19 protein-coding genes are annotated in these 24341 nt (G+C 39.4%); 9 read left to right on the forward strand and 10 right to left on the reverse strand.

What is annotated here, in order from left to right:
* Window positions 1-263, reverse strand: a 263-nt coding sequence (locus F607_RS27640; RefSeq protein ID WP_038289536.1) for a COG3415 family protein, incomplete at its 3' end; no start/stop codon positions are given.
* Window positions 264-270: 7 nt separating this feature from the next.
* Here F607_RS27640 and F607_RS27645 point away from each other — a divergent pair.
* Together F607_RS27645 and F607_RS0101190 are read left to right on the forward strand one after the other, a co-directional pair.
* A complete protein-coding gene (locus F607_RS27645) occupies window positions 271-831 on the forward strand; it encodes a hypothetical protein (RefSeq protein ID WP_157365347.1) in 561 nt (186 codons plus the stop codon).
* A gap of 469 nt (window positions 832-1300) precedes the next feature.
* Window positions 1301-2812 carry an FAD-dependent oxidoreductase gene (locus F607_RS0101190; RefSeq protein WP_027706569.1) on the forward strand — a complete coding sequence of 504 codons (1512 nt, stop codon included), beginning with the start codon at window positions 1301-1303 and terminating at the stop codon, window positions 2810-2812.
* Window positions 2813-3053: 241 nt separating this feature from the next.
* Here F607_RS0101190 and F607_RS0101195 read toward each other — a convergent pair whose 3' ends face one another.
* The 8 genes from F607_RS0101195 to F607_RS27650 all read right to left on the reverse strand — a co-directional run bounded on the left by F607_RS0101195 (window position 3054) and on the right by F607_RS27650 (window position 14253).
* Window positions 3054-3416 (reverse strand): hypothetical protein, encoded by a 363-nt coding sequence (locus F607_RS0101195; protein ID WP_027706570.1) that lies wholly within the window; start codon window positions 3414-3416, stop codon window positions 3054-3056.
* A gap of 33 nt (window positions 3417-3449) precedes the next feature.
* Entirely contained in the window at window positions 3450-3629 is a 180-nt protein-coding gene (locus F607_RS0101200; protein ID WP_027706571.1) for a hypothetical protein, read from the reverse strand.
* A 259-nt stretch (window positions 3630-3888) separates the two neighbouring features.
* A complete protein-coding gene (locus tag F607_RS0101205) occupies window positions 3889-8970 on the reverse strand; it encodes an OmpA family protein (protein WP_027706572.1) in 5082 nt (1693 codons plus the stop codon).
* Window positions 8971-9040: 70 nt separating this feature from the next.
* The gene (locus F607_RS0101210) at window positions 9041-10075 is read right to left on the reverse strand and encodes a hypothetical protein (protein ID WP_027706573.1); all 1035 of its coding nucleotides are present in this window, start codon (window positions 10073-10075) and stop codon (window positions 9041-9043) included.
* Window positions 10076-10154: 79 nt separating this feature from the next.
* On the reverse strand, window positions 10155-11699 hold the full coding sequence (locus F607_RS0101215; RefSeq protein WP_027706574.1) for a hypothetical protein: 1545 nt from the start codon (window positions 11697-11699) through the stop codon (window positions 10155-10157).
* 322 nt (window positions 11700-12021) lie between these two features.
* Window positions 12022-12423, reverse strand: a complete 402-nt coding sequence (locus tag F607_RS0101220) for a VOC family protein (RefSeq protein WP_027706575.1) — start codon at window positions 12421-12423, stop codon at window positions 12022-12024.
* A gap of 82 nt (window positions 12424-12505) precedes the next feature.
* Window positions 12506-13201, reverse strand: a complete 696-nt coding sequence (locus tag F607_RS0101225) for a hypothetical protein (RefSeq protein ID WP_157365348.1) — start codon at window positions 13199-13201, stop codon at window positions 12506-12508.
* A gap of 116 nt (window positions 13202-13317) precedes the next feature.
* Window positions 13318-14253 (reverse strand): LysR substrate-binding domain-containing protein, encoded by a 936-nt coding sequence (locus F607_RS27650; protein ID WP_051310680.1) that lies wholly within the window; start codon window positions 14251-14253, stop codon window positions 13318-13320.
* 298 nt (window positions 14254-14551) lie between these two features.
* Here F607_RS27650 and F607_RS27655 point away from each other — a divergent pair, with 298 nt between their 5' ends.
* The 6 genes from F607_RS27655 to choV all read left to right on the forward strand — a co-directional run bounded on the left by F607_RS27655 (window position 14552) and on the right by choV (window position 22709).
* Entirely contained in the window at window positions 14552-15157 is a 606-nt protein-coding gene (locus tag F607_RS27655) for a sugar O-acetyltransferase (RefSeq protein ID WP_038289540.1), read from the forward strand.
* Window positions 15158-16322: 1165 nt separating this feature from the next.
* Window positions 16323-17789: a betaine-aldehyde dehydrogenase gene (gene betB / locus F607_RS0101245; RefSeq protein WP_027706578.1), complete on the forward strand. Its 1467-nt coding sequence runs from the start codon at window positions 16323-16325 to the stop codon at window positions 17787-17789.
* Between the two features lie 62 nt (window positions 17790-17851).
* Window positions 17852-19519, forward strand: coding sequence for a choline dehydrogenase (gene betA / locus F607_RS0101250; protein WP_038289542.1), 1668 nt, complete (start codon window positions 17852-17854; stop codon window positions 19517-19519).
* A 120-nt stretch (window positions 19520-19639) separates the two neighbouring features.
* A complete protein-coding gene (locus F607_RS0101255; RefSeq protein WP_027706580.1) occupies window positions 19640-20575 on the forward strand; it encodes a choline ABC transporter substrate-binding protein in 936 nt (311 codons plus the stop codon).
* A 51-nt stretch (window positions 20576-20626) separates the two neighbouring features.
* Window positions 20627-21472 carry a choline ABC transporter permease subunit gene (choW, locus tag F607_RS0101260; protein ID WP_027706581.1) on the forward strand — a complete coding sequence of 282 codons (846 nt, stop codon included), beginning with the start codon at window positions 20627-20629 and terminating at the stop codon, window positions 21470-21472.
* Between the two features lie 61 nt (window positions 21473-21533).
* Window positions 21534-22709 (forward strand): choline ABC transporter ATP-binding protein, encoded by a 1176-nt coding sequence (choV, locus tag F607_RS0101265; RefSeq protein WP_027706582.1) that lies wholly within the window; start codon window positions 21534-21536, stop codon window positions 22707-22709.
* Between the two features lie 181 nt (window positions 22710-22890).
* Here the strand turns inward: choV and F607_RS33925 are convergent, their stop codons facing one another.
* Window positions 22891-23031, reverse strand: a complete 141-nt coding sequence (locus tag F607_RS33925) for a hypothetical protein (protein WP_157365349.1) — start codon at window positions 23029-23031, stop codon at window positions 22891-22893.
* A gap of 635 nt (window positions 23032-23666) precedes the next feature.
* Here F607_RS33925 and F607_RS0101275 point away from each other — a divergent pair.
* Entirely contained in the window at window positions 23667-24341 is a 675-nt protein-coding gene (locus tag F607_RS0101275; protein WP_038289546.1) for a TIGR01621 family pseudouridine synthase, read from the forward strand.

The following is a 24341-nucleotide window of genomic DNA, read 5'->3' on the forward strand; positions in this document are numbered from 1 at the left end:
CGCTGGGACTTATTAAGATGACTGAGGCGGCCATGATAGTTTGTTTCAAGCAGTTTCTTAACACCACCTGATCTATATTTTTCTACGTAAGAACGTAAGGTTTCGTCATCGATGAGTAATGCATCTTTAACTTGGTTTAGCTTCCATCCGCTACCAAGCAAAATCACTGCATTGATTTTATACGCTGCATGACGATTGCGCTCAGCCCTGTGAGCTATGCGCAACGCCTTTAATTCTTCTTCTGTGAGCCAAAATCCTTTCATGGTCGCAATGGATATACAATTTCCCTTGTTAAATCAGAAGATTAAACCTAATTCTCAAACGCTATGGGTATATAATGATGAGCGTGCTTCTTTTATGTATTACCCTGACGATGCGACTTCAGCAAGCAAATCTTCTCACCGAGTTATGCAAGTTGAGTATGTTGTGGTTACATCAGCATCAAACGATTATGAGTTCGATGGTAACCTTCAGTCTTTACCAGCCCCCATTAGAGCTCCTCGCGGTTATTCAATTGCTGAAGACCTTAAAAAAGAAGGCTTGGATGTTGATGATAAAGCATCTGGCGATGAAAATAATATCAAGAAGCTATTAAGGAATAATAAAAGGTCAGTCGTAACCATTCCAGAAGTGGTTAATATGTTAAGTAAGCAACCAACCTACTCAGGTAAGTTAAAAATAAGCTCTAAGCCAATAAAATCTAAGTCTTACTTTATCCCATTTTCAAAAGCAAGCAGTATAGCGAGAGAAGAACAACAAGCTATTTGGAATGAAATTGCTAACGTGAGAGATGATGCTGACTTTATGTCAAATACAGCATCAAAATATTAATTCGAGTTTATACCAAAAATAAATTGTTTTTAGCGGAGCTAGTCTTAACAGCTTAGGCTAGGGCCTGTTAATACTATTTGAATATCACTGTTATGTCGGTAAAAACACTCATCTAGGCGGGAAGCGAGAAGTTTAGTGGTTCTAAATGAACAATGAGCAACAACGAGTAATGTTTTTACCATCATCACCCTACGGGCCGAGATTATTTTTCCACCTAACGGCGTTACAAGTCATTTATGTAGATTGAAAAGGCTACATCTTTCTTACAAAATATACATTCCCAATAAAAAGAATATATTTATTTCAGAAAAGTATTTTCACCCTACCTGCTTAACAGCTTAGCTATAACAATAACACCAGCACAAAAGACTTGCTTTGGTACAAAAGATTTAGGGCACCGCTAAAATAGTGCATTTTTAAAGGTGTTCGTTATAGGGAAATTTAATCACACATAAAGGAGTACTATACCATGAAGCATCTAGTGTCAACTAAGAACCTTTTAAGGAAAAACATTGCCATTATTGGCGCTGGAGCCAGTGGGCTTTTCACAGCGGTTGCACTCAAAGAAAAAGGTTTTCAAAATATTGATATTTTTGAGTCAAAATCAAAAGTAGGCGGTATTACTGATACATTAACAGAATCTGACGGTACTACCGTCGACGTTTCAAATAAGATAATCGATGGTATTTCACTGACAGCAGGAATTAAACCTGATGAAGAATATTTTAACTTTTTAAAAAGATATAGCGCCCAATTTATTGAAGGGAAACGTGTTGCCTTTTTTGACCTTATTCAACGAAAAGAACTACCCACATTCAAATTCTTACTTGAAAACCCATTGAATACAATTAAGCAAATTGACCATATTGTTCGCTTACTCAAACAAATTATTCCTTTTGGATCGGACCCTGCAGCAGCAATACATTCAGGCGTTGTCAACCCTGGCGAAGATCTAGATAGTTTTTGTCAGCGCTGTGATATCCCATTATTTGCTGAACTGGCTCGCCAAAAGATGGCAGCAGTGACATTTTCGACAAGTGTTGTGCAAGATGCAGCAAGTGTATTATCTTATTTTATTGCATTTCCTTCAATTTTATTCTGGGTATTTGCTGCCTGTAAGCCTACTACCAACATCTTTGCGGAAGTAGATCCAATATTTTCTAAAGCCCGAGATGACCTGATGACAGGAAGTAATCCCTACCCAATGTCTTTAGGCGGACAAGGATTCCAAGGAGTGTTTGAAGACCTAGTAACACAAGAAGCATTGGCAGTACACTTGAATCAACCAGTTGAGCAACTCGTATTTGATACAAATACAACAAAATGGCATATACAACCCAAACTTGCACACTCGAATGAGTACACCTATGACGTTGTTATCATAGCTACTCCACCCAATATTACCCGCAAATTACTTCCCCAAGATCACCCATTAGTTGCTTTATTTAATAACACTATCCAACCTGCTCATGGCCGGGTTTGGGCTATTTCACTCTCTTCCAGCGACTTACCCAAGAGCATAATGGAAAATGACAATGTTTATGGGCCTGTGCTTGGCGTTAATATTGGGTATGAATCACTAGATACCCCCTTTGCTCTGTTCCACACTAGCCCACAAGGTTTATTTTTGTGTACAACACTGACAAAGGGGAGTTCTCCCATAGTTGATGGTGCTCAAGCAGAGACTGTTATACAAAAAGAAACACCCCAACTCGCTGCAACTTTAGAAGAAAAAAGCCCAGGATTAACTCTTGGCAAAGTTCATCAACTTTATGAGTATGCCTTCCCTTATTATCCTGATATTAACGTAGCCCCTAAAGATTTTTATTTGAAACTAGAAGCCGTTCAAGGCCACAATAATGTTTTTTATATCTCTTCATTAAATGCAGGATTAACAATGCCTAACGCCTTAGCATACGCCCAAAAGCTGGCTAAGTTGATTTTAGAAAGAGGCTTAACCAGTCAGGATAATTACATATAGGTTGCGTTTATACACCATTGTCCAAAGTCAACATAACGTCAGTCGAACACACCGTAAACTCGTTCCTGAAGACTTGGTTGACGCTTCCTTGCGGCAAACAGTTCGACGGACGATATACAGACTTTGTCTTACAGGCCCTACATCGAAATATCGTTAGTCTCTGTTGAAAACTCTTAACATACCAGACTAGCCCTACTAAAAACCCTTCAAATTAAGTATGGTATTCCTCGAAACACGATTATTAGCTATTAGATCTTTTTCGCCATAAAAGACCTATCACACCCAAAAAACCGAGCATGAGCGTATTAGGGGCTGTAACTTTGGTATACGAAACAGCATCTAACAATAGATGTCCATAATGACCACCTAACAAGTTTTGAATAGCCAGCGCACCATCTTCTGAACCTGTAAATTCGTAGCTGAAAGAATGCCAAACACCTGTTTGGCCAGACATACTATCAGCAAAATTTCCTTCATATGGCCAATTAGGGAATAATAACAGTGCTCCTTGAACGACTTCAGTTAGCAAATACTGAAACGTTAACCGATCACCTTTTGACCACTCTAGGTCAGTCCAAATTAATGCTGCACCGATGGGAAGCACTGCAAAATATTCTCCAGAAGCAGCATGGTAAACTTATCCTGCTGGGTCAGTAAATGACTGTACAATAGCAGGTGCTTCTAAGCCTACTTCATACATTCGATCACCCAGCTCTCCATCCTCAAAATCATCTTGTAACAATAATGCTTGTGCATTACTCATCCAGCCAATCATGATGAGACAAGCCATTAGTCCTTGAAGTATTTTCTTGTGCATGGTCAATCCTATTAAATGACTAAAAATTTTAAATAAAAGTTTGTTGCTTAGCTATATACAAAATATACCCAAAACGAAGGGTTTTTAGGGGTGGCCGTTAAGTGCTCCAGCATAAACTGCATTCCCACCATCCTTGGTAGTCAAGAGCGCTGACAACAAACCCTACTAATGTGTCGGAAACACATTAGAACAGCTTCGCTGGCCCGTTAGGGTGAGTGCTATGGATAGCGCACATAAAAATGATTCGTGAAGGGTATAATCACTCACTAAAAACCTGAGCCTCTTTCTTCTCTGGCTTTTCTACCCAGTCTTTAATTGCCATTTTTCTATAGTTATGCTGACCTTTTTTATCAATTTGAGTATAAAAATACCATTTAACTGCAGGTTCATCCGTTGGTAGTTTTGGCAATTTATCCTTAGGTAGATTTAAGTTTTTACCTTCACGCTTCATATCTCGTAAGATGTCAATGTACTTTTGTTCTGCAGCTTTAAGTACTTCCTTATCATTGGCGTTAGCAGCCCAAGGCACTACCGAGGCATCAGCCCACTTTTTAGGTGCAGGAATATAAAAGAAGCAGTCGTCATCATCATGTTGCGGTGCTTTAAAATGCTTATCACTCAGTCCTGATTCACCCTGACTTTTCATATTTTTTATCCAGAACTTAAAGTCATGCATTTTCCCGGTATCGAGCTCAATTTTATCTTCATCGAGTAATCCAAATAAATCCCAAAATCCAGTATGACCTGCTTTATTTCCAAAAGGACGAAGGCCATTCACTTTATGCCCAGCAGGTGCTTTATAGTTTAACTTACTTACACTTGCATAAACATGGAATTTGAGTGTTTGCTTTGGCTGAAAGCCGGCTGAATTCGTTTTTGTCATACCCGTTCGAATGATTTCTAGCATTTGCTGTTTTTGGATCTTTTCATCCGTCAAAAACATTTTTATCAATTCGCGTGAGCGATAGTGTTTTTCATACAAATCATCTGCCACAATATTTTGAGCAAGTGGCGTGATTTTTAACAATTTAATTGACGATTGGTCTGCATTAATAGCATACTTATATCGCTCATTATTACCATAACCGACCGTTGTGACATCATATTTTGCTTCTATTTCCACCTCACCAACATATACAAGCTGACCTTTAATCTCAGGACCTAAGGTTGAACCATTTGACTCTTCAGACAAATTAGCCGTATAGGCTAACAGATCAGAACGATGTTTCATTTCTTTATATTTTTTAGTGTCCAACTTATCCGCAAACACTAAAACACCAATATCAACCTCATCTTTCCAGTTGAAATCTTCAAGCTTTTCGTGATGTCCTACTGACTTTCTTTTACCGCTAAATGGCGTACCATTTAAAGCATACGCATACTTCGCAGACATAAAGAATGGACCTTGGTTGCTTACCCGTAACAAAGGTGCACCAATCGTATTACCATTAAATAACTTAGGGTACTGGTAAACACGTTCTTTGGACTTAAGAAATTCTTTATCAAACAGTAAATGCTCAAAGTGTTCGTCCTTAACATGGACGCCCTCAGGATCCCAGATAGGATTATTTCGCGAACTATCCACTGAAAGCATAAATTGACTATTCAAGGTTATTTCAGGCGCATCTTTTTTGAAACGCTCATACATTTCAATAACTACGCCAACCGTTGAACCAACACCTGGTGAGTATTTAAAGATATCAATTAACGGTAAACTACCATCCTTCATCAATTTATAGTAGTCGGCATCTTGACCATCAATACTGACAGGCCTTACTAACCGTGTACTGCGTGTATCACGACCGACTTTAACCTCATATTGATAGTGCATGGTGATACACTGCTCATTGGTTTTCCATTCTGCCCAGTCAGCAAGATAAACTGTTGAGCTGCTCATGGGTTTGGTGCCTTTAATGATTTTATGTTCACCAAACTTAAAACGGGGATAAAAAATAGCCCCATAGTGATCTTTAAACACCTGCTCCTCTGCTAGCAGTTCACCCTCGTCAAACTTCTGAGTAATATCTGTATAGGCAGGGCCTTCATTATCAGGCCAACCAGCGTTCACACGAATAGGTTTGACACAAATCGGTAATGGCCGCTCAATGGTGCGATTAGCATTTTTATCGACATCGTCGTAATAATCAGTATTGATGGTTTTATATTCTTCATCTCTACGTAGTACGATAATAATACGTATTTCATCTAATGGGGAAATAGGCTTATTGTCAGTCCGTTGCAGGTATTTATCCAAGCGCTCCCATTCCGTTTTCTCTTGGGTACAAGGCTTAATATAAATGGCCGTATATTTATAAATACCATGGTCTAAACCCGCATAGGATAAATCCATGGTTGATATTAGAGCTTCTGCACTGCTACTGCCCATATTATGAATAGGAAAACACCGCTGAAAGTTAACGGGAATCATATTCTTATCAATATTTGCCGGTCCTACAGGTAAAAACATACCATTAACGCTGATAGAATGTGACTCATGACTATTCTTTAGCTTTTGCTTGCTGAAGTGTTCAAATTGTGTCATTAACAGAGAGGGGTTACTTTTTAACGTAACATTATCTTCCCAAATATCTTCCATCCCTAAATAATCCATCCAAAACTGATCCAATGGATAATTTTGGTAAGTATCATTAGGGTATGGCCACTCTTTATTTAATACAAATAACTCAATAAATTTATCAATTTGATACTTTTTCAGTCCACTTTGATAACGATTCCAATCCAGTTCTCGGGTATTTTTTAAAAAGCTAAAGGTAAAGTCATATTCATGTGCCACACGGACCAGTAGTTTAACTAAACTATTTAATACCTCTGCACGGATTCGATATTGATTATTTAAATATTTTACATAATCGACTTCGCCCTTTTGTGGGCTATAGTTAGTAATAAACATCCGATTGTATTTCGATTTCTTTTCCAGATCACCTTCTAATTTATTGTAAGCAATGTATTCATTAATAAGATTATCATGCAAAAAGTCATCTAAGTGTTGAGCAAGCGAAACCATTGTTTTTGAGGTTTCACGAACAATTAAGATACAATTAGCGATTAACATTGTTTGCGGCACCATGGTTAAGACTCCACATGCCGAGTCAAATAACTTCCACAGAAAATCACTGACCGCTTGCTCATAAGCACAATAAGCAGCCACCTGTTGTTGACGGGTTTGCTCCAGGTTATACATCGCTTCTCGTGATGGACGAAAAATCCGCTCACCACAAGGCACACTAATAATTAACTCAACACGCCGACTTGTTATCAAGTTAACCGTCTTATCCTCATTACGCACAGGACGTGTTTCACCATGCCAGGTAATGGCCATGCTATCGGTTGCTATCCCCTTTTGCTCTAATTGCTTCTTAATATGCAATACACGTCGGCGAGATAGGTCTTCATTGTATTGATCCGTTCCTTCTGGGCTGGCATGGCCCTCTAACCCAATCAGGGCATCAGGTCTGGTCAGGAGTTCCTTAATTTTATTAAAGGGTAAATCTGCCGTATAGTCTTCATCGTATTTAAAAATTATGGCCGCTCGCATAATATAGCGACCTTCTTTAAATCCGGATATCACTTTTGAGGTCGATGACGTAAGCTTACTGATTTCTTCTAATTGTTGTTGAGCCTGTTTAAAATCATCTGTAGCTGCTTCCCCTACTTTTTCTTCATACAGTGCTAGTGTTTCATCAAAAAAAGCTTTACTGTCTTTGGCTGCTTGACTTTTCTGATTAACCTCAAGAAAGCTATTGATAACACCTTTGGCATCCATTGCCAAGTTATAAGCCGCAAGTGCCCTTGTACCAAAGTGAATAAACCTGGGGTTAATCCCTATACGCGTACCGTTAAGCCATGTACTTTCGAAGTCTTTAATCCACTTTTCCGCTTCTGCTATAGCATTTTTACCTGGTGCAAACCATTCTGGCAGGTTATAAATTTGTTTAAGTTTTTCAAATTCAATATAACGCCTTTCCTGCAAACTGCGCACAACGTCCATTGCTCTAGCACTGCGTTCGGCACTGATGCTATTGTTAACAAAATTCATTGCTCCCGCTATTTGTTCTTGGCGCCGGATATATTTTTGCTGATTGGTTAATGCTTCTTGAAACTTTCCCCAAGACTTCCACAACTCCTGACCATCAAAACCAAGACGTGCGATAAGTACAGCATCTGTATGGCCTTGCTCAGTTAATACATTTTCTAAAAGCTGGCCTGCACTTTCTATGTAACTGGCATAACTGGTGCCCGGTTTCTTTTCATTTGGATCAGGGTTAGGGTTATTGGCATAGGCTGTTGCTTTGCTTTGATCCTGATGTATTGTCTTTATGAAACCTTGCATAATCGACGAATATTCATGGCGCACACTAATATCATGCATATAGCTAGATAAACCAGGGCGTACATCCTTTTTTAAGTTGCCACTGGACATTTCACGAGTTATTTTTATAGTATCGCGAAATACATCTGGGAATTGCTTAATAATAGCTTCTTCAAGGCTGATAGGGTCTGCATTGATAAGACAAATATCCGCGGTTGGTAGCCTAACATTGAATTTTATTTGTTCTTTGAGTTCATAGTAGTACTCACCATCTTCATTTTTAAAAAAAGTATAGTTAGTTTTTTCTATCTTATCTTTCAAACTTAAACTATAGGTTACTCGGATATTAAACAGGCCTTCGTTATTTATATTTTTCTTATTGATAGCAAAAGCAAATGGTAACGTGCCTCCTTCACTTATAATCGACACTCTGTTAGCTTGCTCATAGGGTGTATTATGCGGCCAAATATCAATGGTAGCGCCATCTAATAAATCATTCATTGAAAATGCAAATATTACTAAGGTAATACGGGGAATCACAATTCCTTCATAAATATAATCATGAGGTTTATTTGACTCCTCAGGTTTCTCAAGCATTTTCTGTTCAATTTTAGTATTAACCTTAACACTAATACTGCTATTCAGCTCTTTTTTACCTATAAGTTCTTCAATCTTCTCTAAAAACAAATCTGAGCCATAACCCGCATAGAGTTGAGCAATCACTTCCAGAGGGGGGAAATATAACTTTATTTCATTATCGTTAGGGAAATTACGAATGCGGCAGCCTAAAGTAAAGTCTCCATTTACTTGATCAATAAATCCTTCTTCATTTGTCGACAGTAAGGCTATTTTATCCTCTTTCCCCACTAAAGGGCTTTCTGCCAGCATTAACATATTAGGGATAGGCCTTACTGTACCAGATTTAATCTCACTAGTTTGCGGATCTAGCTCTGCTGAAAATAAATAGCGCTCTTTAATAAAACGGCATTCATTTAACTTTTTTTGGCTCATATATAATACTGCTTATATAGTTAATACTGTAGAGAGCAATCTAAAAAACATTATTTACACAAATTTATCGTCACATTCTATGATTATAAAAATAAGGTTTAGCTTGAGTACCTTGATGTTTTAATAAAGGTGCTTTGATATCATCATTAATTGCTTTATTATTTTGTATATCCCACTCTCTAGCAAAATCAGCTTTAATCCGTGTATAGCTTTGCAAACTAAAATCATGAACATAAGTCTGACGTCTCCCTTTACGTAATAAATCTTTCTCAGGGTGATCTATATGCTTAATAATAAAATCTCCTTGAATACCAAAACCGAACACCTTTCCATCTTTATATTTTATTAACTCATCATGATAAACTTCAGGATAACTTTGTTGATAAATTTTTTTACCTGTTTCCACATCACGGATAATAATTTCTTCATTTCGAGCAAACACAAACTTGGTATCGTTATCCATTAATATAAATGAATTACCGTGTTCTTCATATTTGGTTACAATAGAAAGTTTCTGGGTAGGCACATGAAACTTTTTCATATTTCCAGCTTCATTAAAATAAAGTGTATTACTGTCTTGCGTCCATTCAAATGCTGGTACTACAGGGCCTTCACTTACGGAAATCATTATTTTTGTCTTAATATCGTAGATTTTTTTAACAACCTTATCCTTTAAAAATGCTAAAGCAACATAACGGCCATTAGGTGAGGGTTTAGTATCAAAAATACCTCCCTCAATCAATTCTTTAGGGACACGTAGCTTAGGATCTGTAAAGTCTGCTTTGACACTCCAAATTTCTTTACTCGTTTTTTTATAAACATCTTCTACTCTTGCTTCTGTTGGTGGGTTAGTCCAAATAAACTGTATTCTGGGCTGATCATAACTCTCAGGGTCTTGCCATACTTCTTCTTCAATCGTCATCCCTTTCTCTTCCAGCAAACTGTCAATGATCATCTCATCTGTTTGCTCTTCTTTCTGATCAGCTGAAGACTGGGCTGCTATCGATGAAGTGTTGTTATCTTCATTACAGCCACTAATCACTAAACATCCCAAAAGCATTAGTGGAAGTATGTATTTTTTATTAGTAGTACTTGCTAATTTCATAATCCAAAACCCAACTGTGTTGTTTATGCTACAGCCTATTCTTTTCAAAAATATACCCCTTCTTTTGGGTATATATAGTTTAGCTTTGATAATTCAGCGTCCGTAATGTCTCATAAGACATATTCCTAAAGATGTAAAACGGCTTTTTACCCTTTTCTTGCGGGTCTTGTATTAAGTTAAATTCGCCACTTTCTGGTACATCATAAAAAACCAGCTCCAGCCACGATGTTGATGTGCCATCCACAAACTCACAGGTCTCAACGGTAGGTTTAGACGCATGTTGCCAACTATTATCCGTTGTTTTTAATGTAAAAAGATCATTGCGTGATTTAGGTGCATGGGAATCCATCTCAAAGTGAAGAATAATTCTTTTATCGATGGCTTTTAGATACACGACAGGAATTTTAGTAGCGCGTTGTCGATCAATTAATTTAGGATGTTTTGACAAGCGTGGTATTTCTTGCTCGTTTAAGCTTTGCTCGTCTTCAGTTTTCACTTGATGAGTTAATGCACTTACAATAGGACCAATATTGCCTTGTTGATGATCAAAATGTTTACCACTTTCATAGCTCATAATTTGATCAATTGAGGTGCCTTCCTTTTGCAGTTTAGCCGTATTACTTTCCAGCTCACTGATTTTATCCCAGCTCCACTGCACATAACTGTATAACAAGTGAACCGCATTGGCTCCTTGCTGTACTTCGCCATTGAGCTTAAAAGGTACCCAAATGCTGTGTAACTGCATACCCAATGCTGGTCTTAAATCGCCATTCACCTTGATAAGACGGCCATGACGTTGATTACGAAAATACTCCACACGCACATCACGGAAAAACATACCATTGACGACTTTTAGTTCACGCCAAAGTTTCCCTCGCCAAAACACATAGACCCAGCCCCCGTCCGGAAGCAACGCAGACTGGTCACGCCGCATCGCCTCGGTGATGTAACCCAATGGTTTTAACGGCACGATAATATTTTCCCAGCTGGCTTTATCGGTCGTTTCCTCCACAGGAGAAGCCGACTCTACTAACCTTAAACGCAAAGCTGGCTCCCCTTTCATGGGTATATAGATAAAAAGCCCCCTTGGTTCACTGGGTATACCTTTCAGCGTAACCAGGCTACGATGTTTGCTAGCCTCAGCATTATGAGGCTGAGGGCCTTGTAAGGCATCACGTCCTTCGCTGTCTTTTGATAAATTGATACGTTGACTATCCCCTGGCCCAACACCTGCTACTTCCACCACAATTTTATTGTCGAGGCGCTCACCTTCTGGTTCGGGTACAGGTGGTGGTTTAGGCAATATAATTTCGGGTTGCTTATAGCGGGGTCTGACCATCGCCGGCATTTCCGTAGGGCAATCCAGCGTAACCTCCAGTTTTTTTTCCATAACCAGCTTAACGAAGGTGTCTTCCAAGGCTTCCAGGGAGTCACAGTGACGCAATAAAGGCAATTTTAAGAGACTTTCTTTGGCATACCATGACTTATTCAACACCATTTGAATATAGTCACGGCACTCTTTTTCGTTATAGAAATAGCGGTAGTTAAAAGCATTTCGCTTAGGAAATCCCTTTTGAATGACTTCATGTGGCTTGCCATCAATATAATACTGGGCAAATAGCATCTCAAATACCTAGACCAATAACCAGAAGAGGCTATTTTACGAATCAGTGTATAGCCATGCATAAGGCCAAGTCTCATATTTTAGCGAGCCATATACTTATTTTGTTGCATTATGTAACTGTTTTTTAGCTTGTGTTAGTTTTTTATAAGCCAGATGTGGGAAGTTATTGGTTGGAGTTAGCAAAATGCGGGATGGCAATGCTTGAATTAGTTTGTGAAACAGGTGCCGGGAGCACCGTAAGCAGTAGTGACCAGGGATGGTCTTCTACTGCGGGAAGAACAAATTAATTCATGCAGTGCAACACATAAGCGTCGGTCTAATACTACGCTTGTATTATTTCTACGTAGTTTTCCTCAGGATCTTGAATAAAAAAATACTGAATACCTGTTCGTCCTTGCTGTATTTCCGAAGGTATCAACCCATGCTCATTAATAAACCATTCCCTAGCGGCCAATAAATCACTTACTTTTAAAGCTATATGCTGCCACCCAGGTTGTTTAAGATGTTGAGCTAATGGTTTCGGCTCCAATATGGGAGATGCATTTTCTGTAAAGACAAAAAGCTCTAAACAAAAAGATCCTAACAGCATATGTATTATTGAACAATGAGCATCCGAATAACGCCGTTGCAGATTAAACCCCAATTTCTCATAAAACTGCTGTTGTTTTTCTAAGTTTCGGCAAGTCAATGCCACATGATGCAATGAGAAATCCGGTTGATTCATATTAAGTCCATGTTATTTATTTTTCATTTAATTAATTACAAAAAAAGAAATACGAAAACCTTTAAGTAATGTTTTTTTACTTTTACTCATCTAATTGTAATGTCTTCATCACCAGTGTCTGTACTGATGTTGGCATATTTTTTCCGCGAATCACTAGCATTTTATTTTCAACATCTTCATTAGCAATAAATAACCAACGTGATGTATCCCCTTCTGCAACAAAAACCAGCCAATCATCCCAAGCCATTCGTGATAATGTTACGGATTCCGTAAATAATCCTTTTAGGCTATAACCTTTCCTTAGCTGACGTTTTGTATAAGGAAGAATGCCCGGTAAACGACTGGCAGGCGTTGTAAAAACCAACTCCAGCAAATCACGCGCTTGATAAAGATCAAAAATATAGTAGGCCACATAATAATCAGTGTATTTAATCACCGCCATACTATCACTTGCGGAGCGCATACCTTGTGGCCTTGCAGGTAACTGAAAAGCAAATTCTGCGGTACCAAAATTTACTGTTTTATCATTTAGCTGGGCGTCATCAACCTCTGTCACATCATTCGACAATGGTTCTGACATAGGCAACTTATTTTCACTGGGCTTATTTTTACTTTGTTTGTTTTCTCTATGCTGTTGCACAGCTTGTGATGCAACCAATTCACAATACTGTACTTCACACACATCATGAAAATCTCTAGGCTCACCCGCCATCCAAAAACAACCTGATAATGTACTCGTCCCCATAACGAGAAATAAAGGGAGCATTACTCGAAACATAGTGATATCCCGGAAAAAACAACAACTGATTTATCTGGGCTATACAATAATGTGCCTGCTTCCCGCTCACAAGCGATTCAAACGCACATCGTGATCAAGATAGCGGTGTTTTACATTTACAATGGTGATACAACACCTGAAGGAAAAGTATGATGCATGATTTCATCATGAAGCCAACGTATAAAGGCTTGGTAACGAGGTCTTGCACCATGCTCACGGGGATAAATCAACGTATAGTCTAAACCAGCAGGAACATGTTGCTGTATAGGTGTTACTAATGCCCCAGAGGCTAAATAATCAGCAACGAGGTGAAGTCTTCCCATGGCAATCCCCATGTGCTGTAACGTTGCTTGCAGCGTCATATGATAATGGTTAAAAAAATATTCTGTGCAGCTTTTGCTTGATAGTATACCTACCCCCTGCTGCCACTGTTGCCATTCTGCCCGAGGATCTGCATGGTCCAGACACTCAGAACAATGCAGCAATAGACATTGGGATATTCTCTCCGGGTTATCATAAAGCTGGTGTCGTTCTGCATACTCAGGCGTACAAACAGGCACGAGCTGCTCACTAAGCAAAGTATCCACCACCACTCCACGATAATCACTTCGCCCATAGTATATTCCCAAATCCACAGGCTCATAGCGAAAATCTAAGGCACTTGCTTTAATTCTCAGCCTTAAACTCAGCGCCGGATATGCCTGTTGAAATCGAGCCAGTTTAGGCATGACCCATAACTGAGCAAATGTTGGTGAAATGCCAATATAAAGCAGTCCACGTAAGTCATTACGACGAATATCTTCTATCTCTTCTTCAATCCGCAGTAATGAGTCTGTCAGCGTCACCAGTAACTGTTCACCCTCTTTGGTAAGTTTCAGCTTTCTGGTTAAACGGATAAATAACTTGAACCCTAACTCTTCTTCAAGCCGTTTAATTCGGTGACTCACTGCAGCTTGTGTCATGTGTAATGCTTCACCGGCTTTGGTGAAACTCATAAACTGAGCCGCCATTTTAAATGTATGCAATAAATCTAATAATGCTGGATTATGCATACCCACCATCCCATCACTTCTAAATACTTCATTTCACACGATTCCAGTGGAATATTCATTCAATATATTTATGCTTTCTTGATCATAGATTAGTTCTATTTATCTATAAAGTTTGACTTTTCATTTGTCAACAACACGATTTCTAATTTCAATAGAAGACGCATAGCAATGCTTGAGGATACTTGCAGTCTACCTTTAATGGGATGTTATAGATCAGCATCCGATAAGTTATAAGCAAAGGTTCAGTATCCTAAAAAGCAAAACGAGCCAAGCCTAATCCTTTTAGGAACGTAAATCGATGTGTGAATTAGAGAAAATGCTCGCAGGAGAGGTTTTTGATGGAAATGATCAAAGCATTGCAGTACTTCGTAATCAAGGCCAATTTTATCTAACACAGCTTAACCAAACACCCAATAGTGACACAGAACAACGGACTAAAATATGCCAACAGCTCTTTGCTGCTTTTGATGAAACAAGCTTAATTAGGTCACCTTTTGTCTGCGAGTTTGGCAGTAATATCATTATTGGTCAAAATACACTCATTAATTTTCAAGTAACCATTCTCGATGTCTCATCAGTCATAATTGGCAATAATGTGCTCATTGCACCTAATGTACAGCTGTATACTGCAAGTCACCCTCTCAATACCAAGCAGCGACGCAAATGGGAAGTCTATGGCAAGCCCATTGTCATTGAAGATGATGTCTGGTTAGGTGGTGGTGTCATTGTGTGCCCAGGCATGAAAATTGGTCAAGGCTCAGTGATTGGTGCAGGCGCCGTAGTCACACAGTCAATTCCTGAAGGCGTTTTAGCTGCAGGCAACCCATGCCGCATTATTCGCTCGCTGACTAAGGAAGAGATGAATACTTCAGCGCCAAATGACGTGACTGCCATGACAGGCTAAGCCTAAAAGCCATATCTCTCGATAGTTAATTACAGCTCAAAGCTTCTCAAACTCCCTCCCTATAGCCAGTCGAGCGCATCATAGCGAATATGACTGGTTTGTTATATTTTTATTTCAGGGTTGAAATTTAGATTTCAAAACAATAGTATAAAAAGAGAATCTTATGACTAACTAAATTATTTTAAGTGAACAAGACCTTAAATGATAAAAAAACAGAGAGGAAACCAGTCTCCCATTATTGTATAAATAAATTATTAGCAATATAGCACTCAATGCGACTATACAGTTTTAGCCCTTATTAATAAGCATGCTGTACTTTTTGGCATGTATTTAAAGCCTATACTATCGTGTAACAGTGGGCCTTACGTTTCACATTTTGTCTTAAACTGCATACTATTACTTTTTTACTAAAAAGGGTTCTCTATTAACTAAAGCACTCTTTAAAAGTATTTTTTGAACGTAAGGAAAAACTGTACTAAAGGATAAACTGTGCAAAATGGGCAATATATAAATAACATATAATGACTAAACCTATATATTTGCGGCAACAGCCTCAAACTATTTCTACATACTGACTTAGCTATCAGAATAGTGCTGATACAGCTATCACTGGAAAAGTATATTTATAGAGGTGACCTTTAACTACCTAAACTATTTTTAATAATGCCAGGTTTAAGTATAATTTTAGGTTTATGTTTAAGGTTAAAGTTAAAGAGCAACAAGCTTAATTTTGAAAAAGCAGATAGTACTCAGAGATTAGAAATAACAAAAAGCTTTGCATTTTTAGTTACAAAATATACCCATAATGAATCATTTTTAGGTGTCAAAATAAAGTGGTATATGCTCACAGCAAAGGCATTTTCGTGGAGATAGTCTTTATACTTTTTCTTTATATCTTTGCAGGTCAGACCGCTAGGTCATTCCGACAATAGCGACCACGGCACTATTAAAAGCATTTGCTGAGCCGTCAAAGAATGATGGTCTCATTATAGAAACATGCATAATAGATAAATGCATACTGAGCAGCGTATCGTATACCATTTGTACAAACAGGCCACCATTATACGGCTTTTTTTATTATCACTTTGCTGTCATATATCAATAAATACAACAATGACAACTAACCGTAAAACATATTTGTGTAAATTTTAAAGGTTAAACATTTATGAGCTTGCCTTTATATCGTTCATTTATTAATGGCGAATATATATCCAATACGACAGGAGAAACCTTTCCTGTGGTAAACCCTGCAACAGGTGATGTCATTTATGAAGTTGAACAAGCGGATAATTCTCTGATCACTGCTGCAGTTCAGTCAGCAGAAGCAGGCTTTATCAAGTGGTCTTCCCTCTCGGGAATGGAACGCAGTCGAGTACTGATAAAAGCAGCTCAGCTTTTACGGCAACGCAATGATGAGCTGGCTAAAATAGAAGTTATTGATACAGGCAAACCCTGGCAAGAAGCCAGCACAGTTGATATTCAAACAGGTGCCGATAGTATCGAATACTATGCTGGACTTGCATCCTCTGCATTAACAGGTCAACAACAATCCATAGGAAACGATTTTTACTACACTCGACGTGAACCTTTAGGCATCTGTGCAGGCATTGGAGCCTGGAACTATCCATTACAGATCGCCTGTTGGAAAGCAGGACCTGCATTGGCCTGTGGTAATAGCATGATTTTTAAACCTTCAGAAGAAACACCACTAGGCGCATTAAAACTTGCCGAAATATTTATCGAAGCAGGTTTACCGCCGGGTGTTTTTAATGTAGTGCAAGGTGATTACCGTGTAGGACAGCAACTCACCCATCACCCCGCTATTGCGAAAATATCTTTTACTGGTGAGGTGAATACGGGCAAAACCGTCATGGCGGATGCCGCCTCATCATTAAAGTCAGTCACTATGGAACTTGGTGGAAAATCACCACTTATTATATTTCCTGATGCCGACTTAGATAATGCAGTAAGCGGCGCTATGGTTGGTAATTTTTATACACAAGGTGAAGTCTGTACTAATGGTACACGCGTCTTTGTCCATGAAAACATTGTTGATGCCTTTATTGAAAAATTACTCACTCGCATCAACAACAATATTGAAATAGGTGACCCTCTCAATCCCAAGACAAATATGGGCGCGCTTATTTCTGCAAATCATATGGATAAAGTACTAGGCTACATAGAACACGCTAAACAACAAGGTGCTAAATGTATTATAGGTGGCCAGCGCCTACACCCTACAGGTAATGAACAGGGCTTTTTTATCTCACCTACGGTCTTTACTGAGTGCACAGATGACATGAGTATTGTGCAAGATGAAATTTTCGGACCCGTGATGAGTATTCTTACCTTTAAAGATGAAAAAGAAGTGGTTCAGCGAGCTAACCAAACACATTACGGACTTGCTGCAGGTGTCTTTACTCAAAATATTCAACGTGCACATCGTATTATTCAACAATTACAAGCAGGTATTTGCTGGATTAATCAATACGGAGCATCACCGGTCGAAATGCCTGTGGGTGGTTATAAACAATCTGGTATTGGCCGTGAAAATGGCACGGCTACCCTTGAACACTATACCCAGTTAAAAGCCGTTTATGTTGGTATGACGCCAATGGAATCGCCTTTTTAGTTCAATGACACAAAACATACCGAAAATGACTGGTGTACAAGGTGTAAAGGATAAAAATTACTATGCATTTTGATCAAGACGTAGATTATATCATTGTAGGTACAGGTTCAGCGGGCTGTGTGCTCGCCAACCGATTATCTGAAGACGAAAACTGTCGTGTTCTAATATTAGAAGCGGGCCGTAAAGATGATACCTGGAAAATCCACATGCCTGCAGCTCTCACCTATAACCTCAATGATGATAAATACAACTGGTATTATCATACTGAACCGCAAGCCTTTATGAATAACCGCAAATTATACTGGCCTCGCGGTAAAGTTTGGGGAGGCGGTTCAGCTTTAAATGCCATGGTTTATATTCGTGGACATGCTTTTGACTACGATCGCTGGGAACAAGAAGGTGCCTCTGGCTGGTCTTACTTTGATGTTCTCCCTTATTTTCGTAAGGCAGAAAGCCGAGAAAAAGGTGGTGATGATTATCGTGGTAACGATGGACCACTCAATGTTCACACGGGTAATGAGCCAAACCCACTGTTTAATGCCTTTATTCAAGCAGGACAACAAGCCGGTTACCCTTTTACTGAAGATATGAATGGTTATCAGCAGGAAGGGGTTGGTCTTATGGACATGACCATAAAAGAAGGTAAGCGTTGGAGTACAGCTCAAGCTTATCTCCGCCCGGCACTGGAGCGCCCTAATTTATTAACCGAAACAGGTGCGATGACCACGCGGATTTTATTTTCAGGTAAAAAGGCGATTGGTGTAGAGTACCTACAAAAAGGTAAAACAATCAAAGTAAAAGCCAATTGCGAAGTGATTCTAAGTGCTGGGGCTATTAATTCACCACAACTACTGATGCTCTCTGGCATTGGTCCAGCAACTACACTCCATCAGTTGGGTATTGAGGTTGTTGAAGACCGCCAAGGTGTCGGTCAAAACTTACAAGACCACCTTGAACTTTACATACAACATGCCTGTAAACAGCCTGTTACCCTTTACAAATACACCTCACAACCAGGTAAAACCGTTGCTGGTGTAAAATGGTTTGCTAACCATGATTGGGGGCCCTGCCGAACAGCGCATTTAGAAGTCGGTGGTTTTATTCGTACCGAAGCGGGTGTACGCCACCCAGATTTACAGTTCCACTTTTTACCTTCACAGGTCATTGACCACGGTCGGCAAGATCCAGAGTGTCATGCGTTTCAAGTCCATGTAGGGCCTATGCGGGCAACAAGTAAAGGCTATCTTACCTTAAAGTCAGCAGATCCCTTTGATCACCCTATCCTTCAGCCCAATTATCTCAGCACCGAACGTGACCGGTGGGAAATGCGTCAAGCGGTTAAATTAACCCGCGAAATTTTCCAGCAAACGGCTTTTGATGAGTTTCGTGGTGCAGAGCTTCGTCCTGGTCCTGAGACTCAAACCGACGAAGAAATAGATGCATTTGTACGGCAGTATGCGGATAGTGCTTATCACCCTTCCTGCACTTGTAAAATGGGTAACGAAAATGATCCGCTTGCTGTAGTTGATTCAGAAGCGCGGGTACACGGTATTGAAGGTCTACGAGTGGTCGATGCCTCAATTATGCCAAGTATTGTCAGTGGTAACCTTAATGCACCAACCATCATGCTCGCTGAAAAGTGTGCAGATCATATAAAAGGTGGTCCCCTGCTTCCAACAACACCTGTACCTGTTTGGGAGCATCCACACTATAAAACAAAACAACGTTAATTAAATCAGCATGACGATGCTGCCCCTCAAATTTCACGCTAACCGTTTCTTCCTGATGGGGGACAGATAAACAGTGTGATCTTAAAACAGGTTTGAGGGGAAATTATAAAAGAGGATCTTATGAATTTATTACGCTCACTACTTATCACTGGCTTGACGTGTTTTTCATCCCTTAGCATTGCGGCTAATCAGTGCCAGACTATTCGTTTTGCTGATGTCGGCTGGACTGACATTACCGCCACCACTGCCATTACCTCCGTCATTTTGGAAGGGCTGGGTTATCAAACTGAAACCAAACTACTGTCGGTACCTGTTACTTATAAGTCACTTGCCAGTGGTGATATTGATGTTTTCTTAGGTAACTGGATGCCAACCATGGAAAATGATATCGCCCCTTACCGAAAAAAAGGCACCATAGACATTTTAGGCAAAAATCTAACAGGGGCAAAATATACATTAGCTGTCCCCCGCTATGTATATAAAGAAGGCGTTAAGTCATTTGCTGATATTGCTAAATATGCCAATAAATTCCAACAACGTATTTATGGTATTGAGCCAGGAAACGATGGTAATCGCATAATTCAAGATATGATTGACCAAAATGCCTTTAAACTAAGCGAGTTTAAAGTAGTTGAATCCTCAGAAGCAGGTATGCTTTCACAAGTTAAACGTGCCGTAAAAAGAAAAAAATGGATTGTTTTTTTAGGCTGGGAGCCACACCCAATGAATACACAATTTGATTTAGTTTATTTACCTGGCGGTGATCAGTTCTTCGGACCAAATTTAGGCGGCGCTGAAGTCTACACGAATGTCAGAAAGAACTTCGCTCAAGAGTGTACTAACGCTGGACAGCTGCTCAATAACATACAGTTTACCCTGACAATGGAAAATGCGGTCATGGATAGCATTTTAAACCAGGGATTATCCCCCAAAGAAGCATCAAAGCAATGGCTTCGAAACAATCCAAAAGTGCTTACCCAGTGGCTGGAAAACATTAAAACAGTTGATGGAAAACCTGGCCACAATGCCGTTACCCAGTCGCTGAAGAAAAGTTAAAAAAAAACGTTTTAATGGGAATTTCTATATCACTTTTAGTATATTAAACGTATGAGCATTATTACTGACTATAAAATTCCACTAGGTCAATACATGGAAGATTTTATTGACCTATTGGTTGAACATGCTAGTTGGCTTTTTGATTACACGGCAATCACCCTTGAGTGGTTGATTGAGTCCTTAACCCAGTTATTACTTTGGTTTCCTCCCCTCATATTCATTAGTTTAATCGCTGGGCTGGCTTACCTCATTCACAGAAAAGTAGGTATTGTCATCTATGCGGTGCTTTCATTGTTACTTATTCTCAACCTCGGGTATTGGGAAGCCACCATGACCACACTGGCATTGGTGCTGTACGCAACCTTTTTCTGTGTACTCATTGGTACACCCGTGGGAATATATGCAGCACACCACCCCTGGTTATACCAATTATTACGCCCACTACTTGATCTGATGCAAACTATTCCTACGTTTGTCTATTTAATTCCAACACTCACACTCTTTGGTTTAGGCGTGGTGCCAGGATTAATTTCCACAATTATTTTCGCAATAGCCGCACCAATCCGCCTTACTTATTTAGGGATTAGTGAAGTACCCAAAGAATTGATAGAAGCAGGAAAGTCATTCGGCTGCACCCCACGACAGTTACTGTATAAAGTTGAACTTCCTGCCGCAATGTCAAGTATTGCTGCAGGTATTACCCAATGCATTATGCTGTCACTTTCAATGGTGGTTATTGCCGCACTGGTCGGAGCAGATGGTTTAGGCAAGCCTGTCATTCGAGCACTGAACACGGTTGATATCGCCAAAGGCTTTGAAGCTGGCCTCGCCATCGTGCTTATTGCTATCCTGCTAGACCGTCTTTTCAAACAAGAATCGGTCACACAAACATCATGAAGGCATCACCTCAAAGAAGGTAATAGCCATCATTGCGAATAGATAAATAGAACCTGAGTATATGATTACGTTAAAAAATATCGATGTCATTTTTGGTGATCGACCAGAGCAAGTATTTCCCCTAATTGATCAAGGGTATAACAGAGAACAAATCCAACAAACCACAGGCCTGATTACAGGTGTTCAACAAGCCAACCTGACGATTAAAAAAGGGGAAATATGTGTTCTAATGGGGCTATCAGGATCAGGTAAATCTACCCTGCTCCGCTGCCTTAATGGTCTCAATACCATTTCCCGTGGCGAAATTTTAATTGACTACCAGCAACAATCCATAAACTTTAGTGAAGCCTCTGAAGCCCTCAAACGCGAAATTCGTATGCATCATATTGCAATGGTCTTTCAAAGCTTTGCGCTAATGCCATGGCTTACTGTCGCTGAAAATGTCGCCTTTGGTTTAGACTTACAAAAAATAAGTAAAAAAGAAAAAATTAAACGCATTTCACAACAACTGTCGTTAGTTGGTTTGACTGAGTGGAAAAATGCTTTTCCTCATGAATTATCGGGAGGTATGCGACAACGGGTTGGGTTAGCACGTGCCTTAGCGTCAGAATCACCCGTTCTATTAATGGATGAGCCTTTTTCGGCTCTGGACCCATTAATTCGTCATCAATTACAAGAGGAATTATTATCCCTTCAGGAAGAATTACAAAAAACCATTGTTTTTGTAAGTCATGACCTGGATGAAGCGTTAAAGCTAGGAACACAAATTGCCATTATGAAAGATGGCTGTATTGTACAGCATGGCTCACCAGAAGAAATTATACTTCATCCTGCGAATGATTATGTCCGTAGCTTTGTCTCAAATACGAATCCTTTAGGTGTATTAAAAGCTAATACACTAATGAAACAATATGAGGTATCTGAGAAAGAAGCTGTCCCCATCAATAATGGTCATTACAGCCAATTAATCGTGAATGGTGACAAGCTCCAACAGGCTTATATTACCCAAGAAGGAAAAAAGCTGGATTTACAACACTGGCAACCAGGCCACTCAATACAGCAACTGAAAAGCTTACCAACAACCATCCCTTTGGATACGCCAATGCAAGACATTATTGCCATAAAAAATGCAACCCGACAAAATATTTTTGTCGTAGGTGCAGATAAAATTATTGGCTACATCACGGAAAGCGAGCTTTATCACGGCTTTTTAGGTAAACATTTAGCTCCCGCCTAGAGAGCGCCTTTGCATTTAGCTGACTGCTAACTGAAGTACACTAATCACTAAAAAGGACTTATCAAAAGGTGTACTTCAGCTCAGTACTGATATCAGCATAAGCAAAATACATCGAAAGACAGATAATTCTTCGCCGTAGATAACACAATTATTACAACTGAACCTTTTACAACATCTAAACTTATGACATCTGGATCGCAGAAAGTGCAGCTAGCGCGCCAGTAAAAAGGACAGGGGCAACCATCCAGTAGGTTATATCTCTGACAAACTGTACAGTTTTATTTAGCAGGTTAAAAATAACATTAGCATTCGTTTTGTTCATAGTATCACTCCTTAGTCAATTATAACCCTTATCGTCTTTACCCTGACTATGGCTGTTAGATATAGAGTTATAATATTTATGATTGAATACCTCTTATAAAGACCTCCTTACAAGTGTAGGTATAACTTAGGATTTTAGCATATTTTTTTAATATTGATACTAGTAGATTTGCTTATTTGTTAAAAGTTCCCGAAAAAAGTTTACTCTGTGTACCTCTTTCAAAAGAAAAAAATTATACCTAAAACGAAGTACTCCCAGCAGCCGTTTCACAAACCCATTCAAGCATTGCCAGTTTACTTTTTGCGATCGTCCAATCACGCTTAAATAATCACAAATGATATTTCGGTTTATGAGCTGTAAAACAAAGGATGGGTAACGTACACTAAAAACCACTCCTAGTGGCTATATACCCAATACCAATGGTTTTTAGGTGCAGCCATCGAGTAACGAAACCCCATGAGCCTATATTAATAGGTGCTTGGGGTGAGGAGAAAAGATAACAAAACCTAGAAATTTTTCGTGAAGGGTATACTTCTCGAGTATTGACATTACCTATATCGCCAGCTAAAACCTTGGAGCAAGTACTTTGCTGTTACCGAGTCGAGTTTTATTAAGTGTTAACGAGTCATTACTGCATGCTTGAAATTATTTCAGAACACCCTGATTTTTACGTTATTTATAAACCTGTCAACATCAGTGTTCATCAAACTGCTGAGCAGCCGGGTATTATTCCTCTGGTGCAGCAACATGTTGGCTGTCAGGCACCGCTCTGGCTGGTTCATCGACTTGATCAAGTCACCTCTGGCCTATTAGTGTTAGCACGAAATCAGCCATCAGCCCAAATATTTGGTCGTCTGTTTAGTGATCAACAAATAACCAAATATTATTTAGCTATTACCACTGGCCGCCCAAAAAAGAAACAAGGAAAAGTTATCGGGGATATGACAAAAACCCGTAATGGAAACTGGAAATTACTTCATACCAGACACAATCCTGCCATTACCGAATTTGTGAGTACGGGTTTTTTACCAGGAAAACGTTTATGCCTTATACATCCTCTCACGGGAAAAACGCATCAAATACGAGTTGCGCTAAAAAGCCTTGGTGCACCTATTTTAGGTGATCCTCGTTACTCTCCCAAAAACCATGAATCCGCTGATCGCTGTTATCTTCATGCTTACGCTTTACAATTTAACTGGCAAGAAAAACGCTTAAGTTATAGCTGCCCACCGAAAGAAGGTCACTGGTTTTTAGCACAAACCTGCCAAGACAAGTTAGCCTGCTATGACGCTCCCTGGAACCTTTTTTAG

Source organism: Zooshikella ganghwensis DSM 15267 (assembly GCF_000428585.1).
In the GTDB taxonomy this organism is placed as follows: Bacteria; Pseudomonadota; Gammaproteobacteria; order Pseudomonadales; family Zooshikellaceae; genus Zooshikella; species Zooshikella ganghwensis.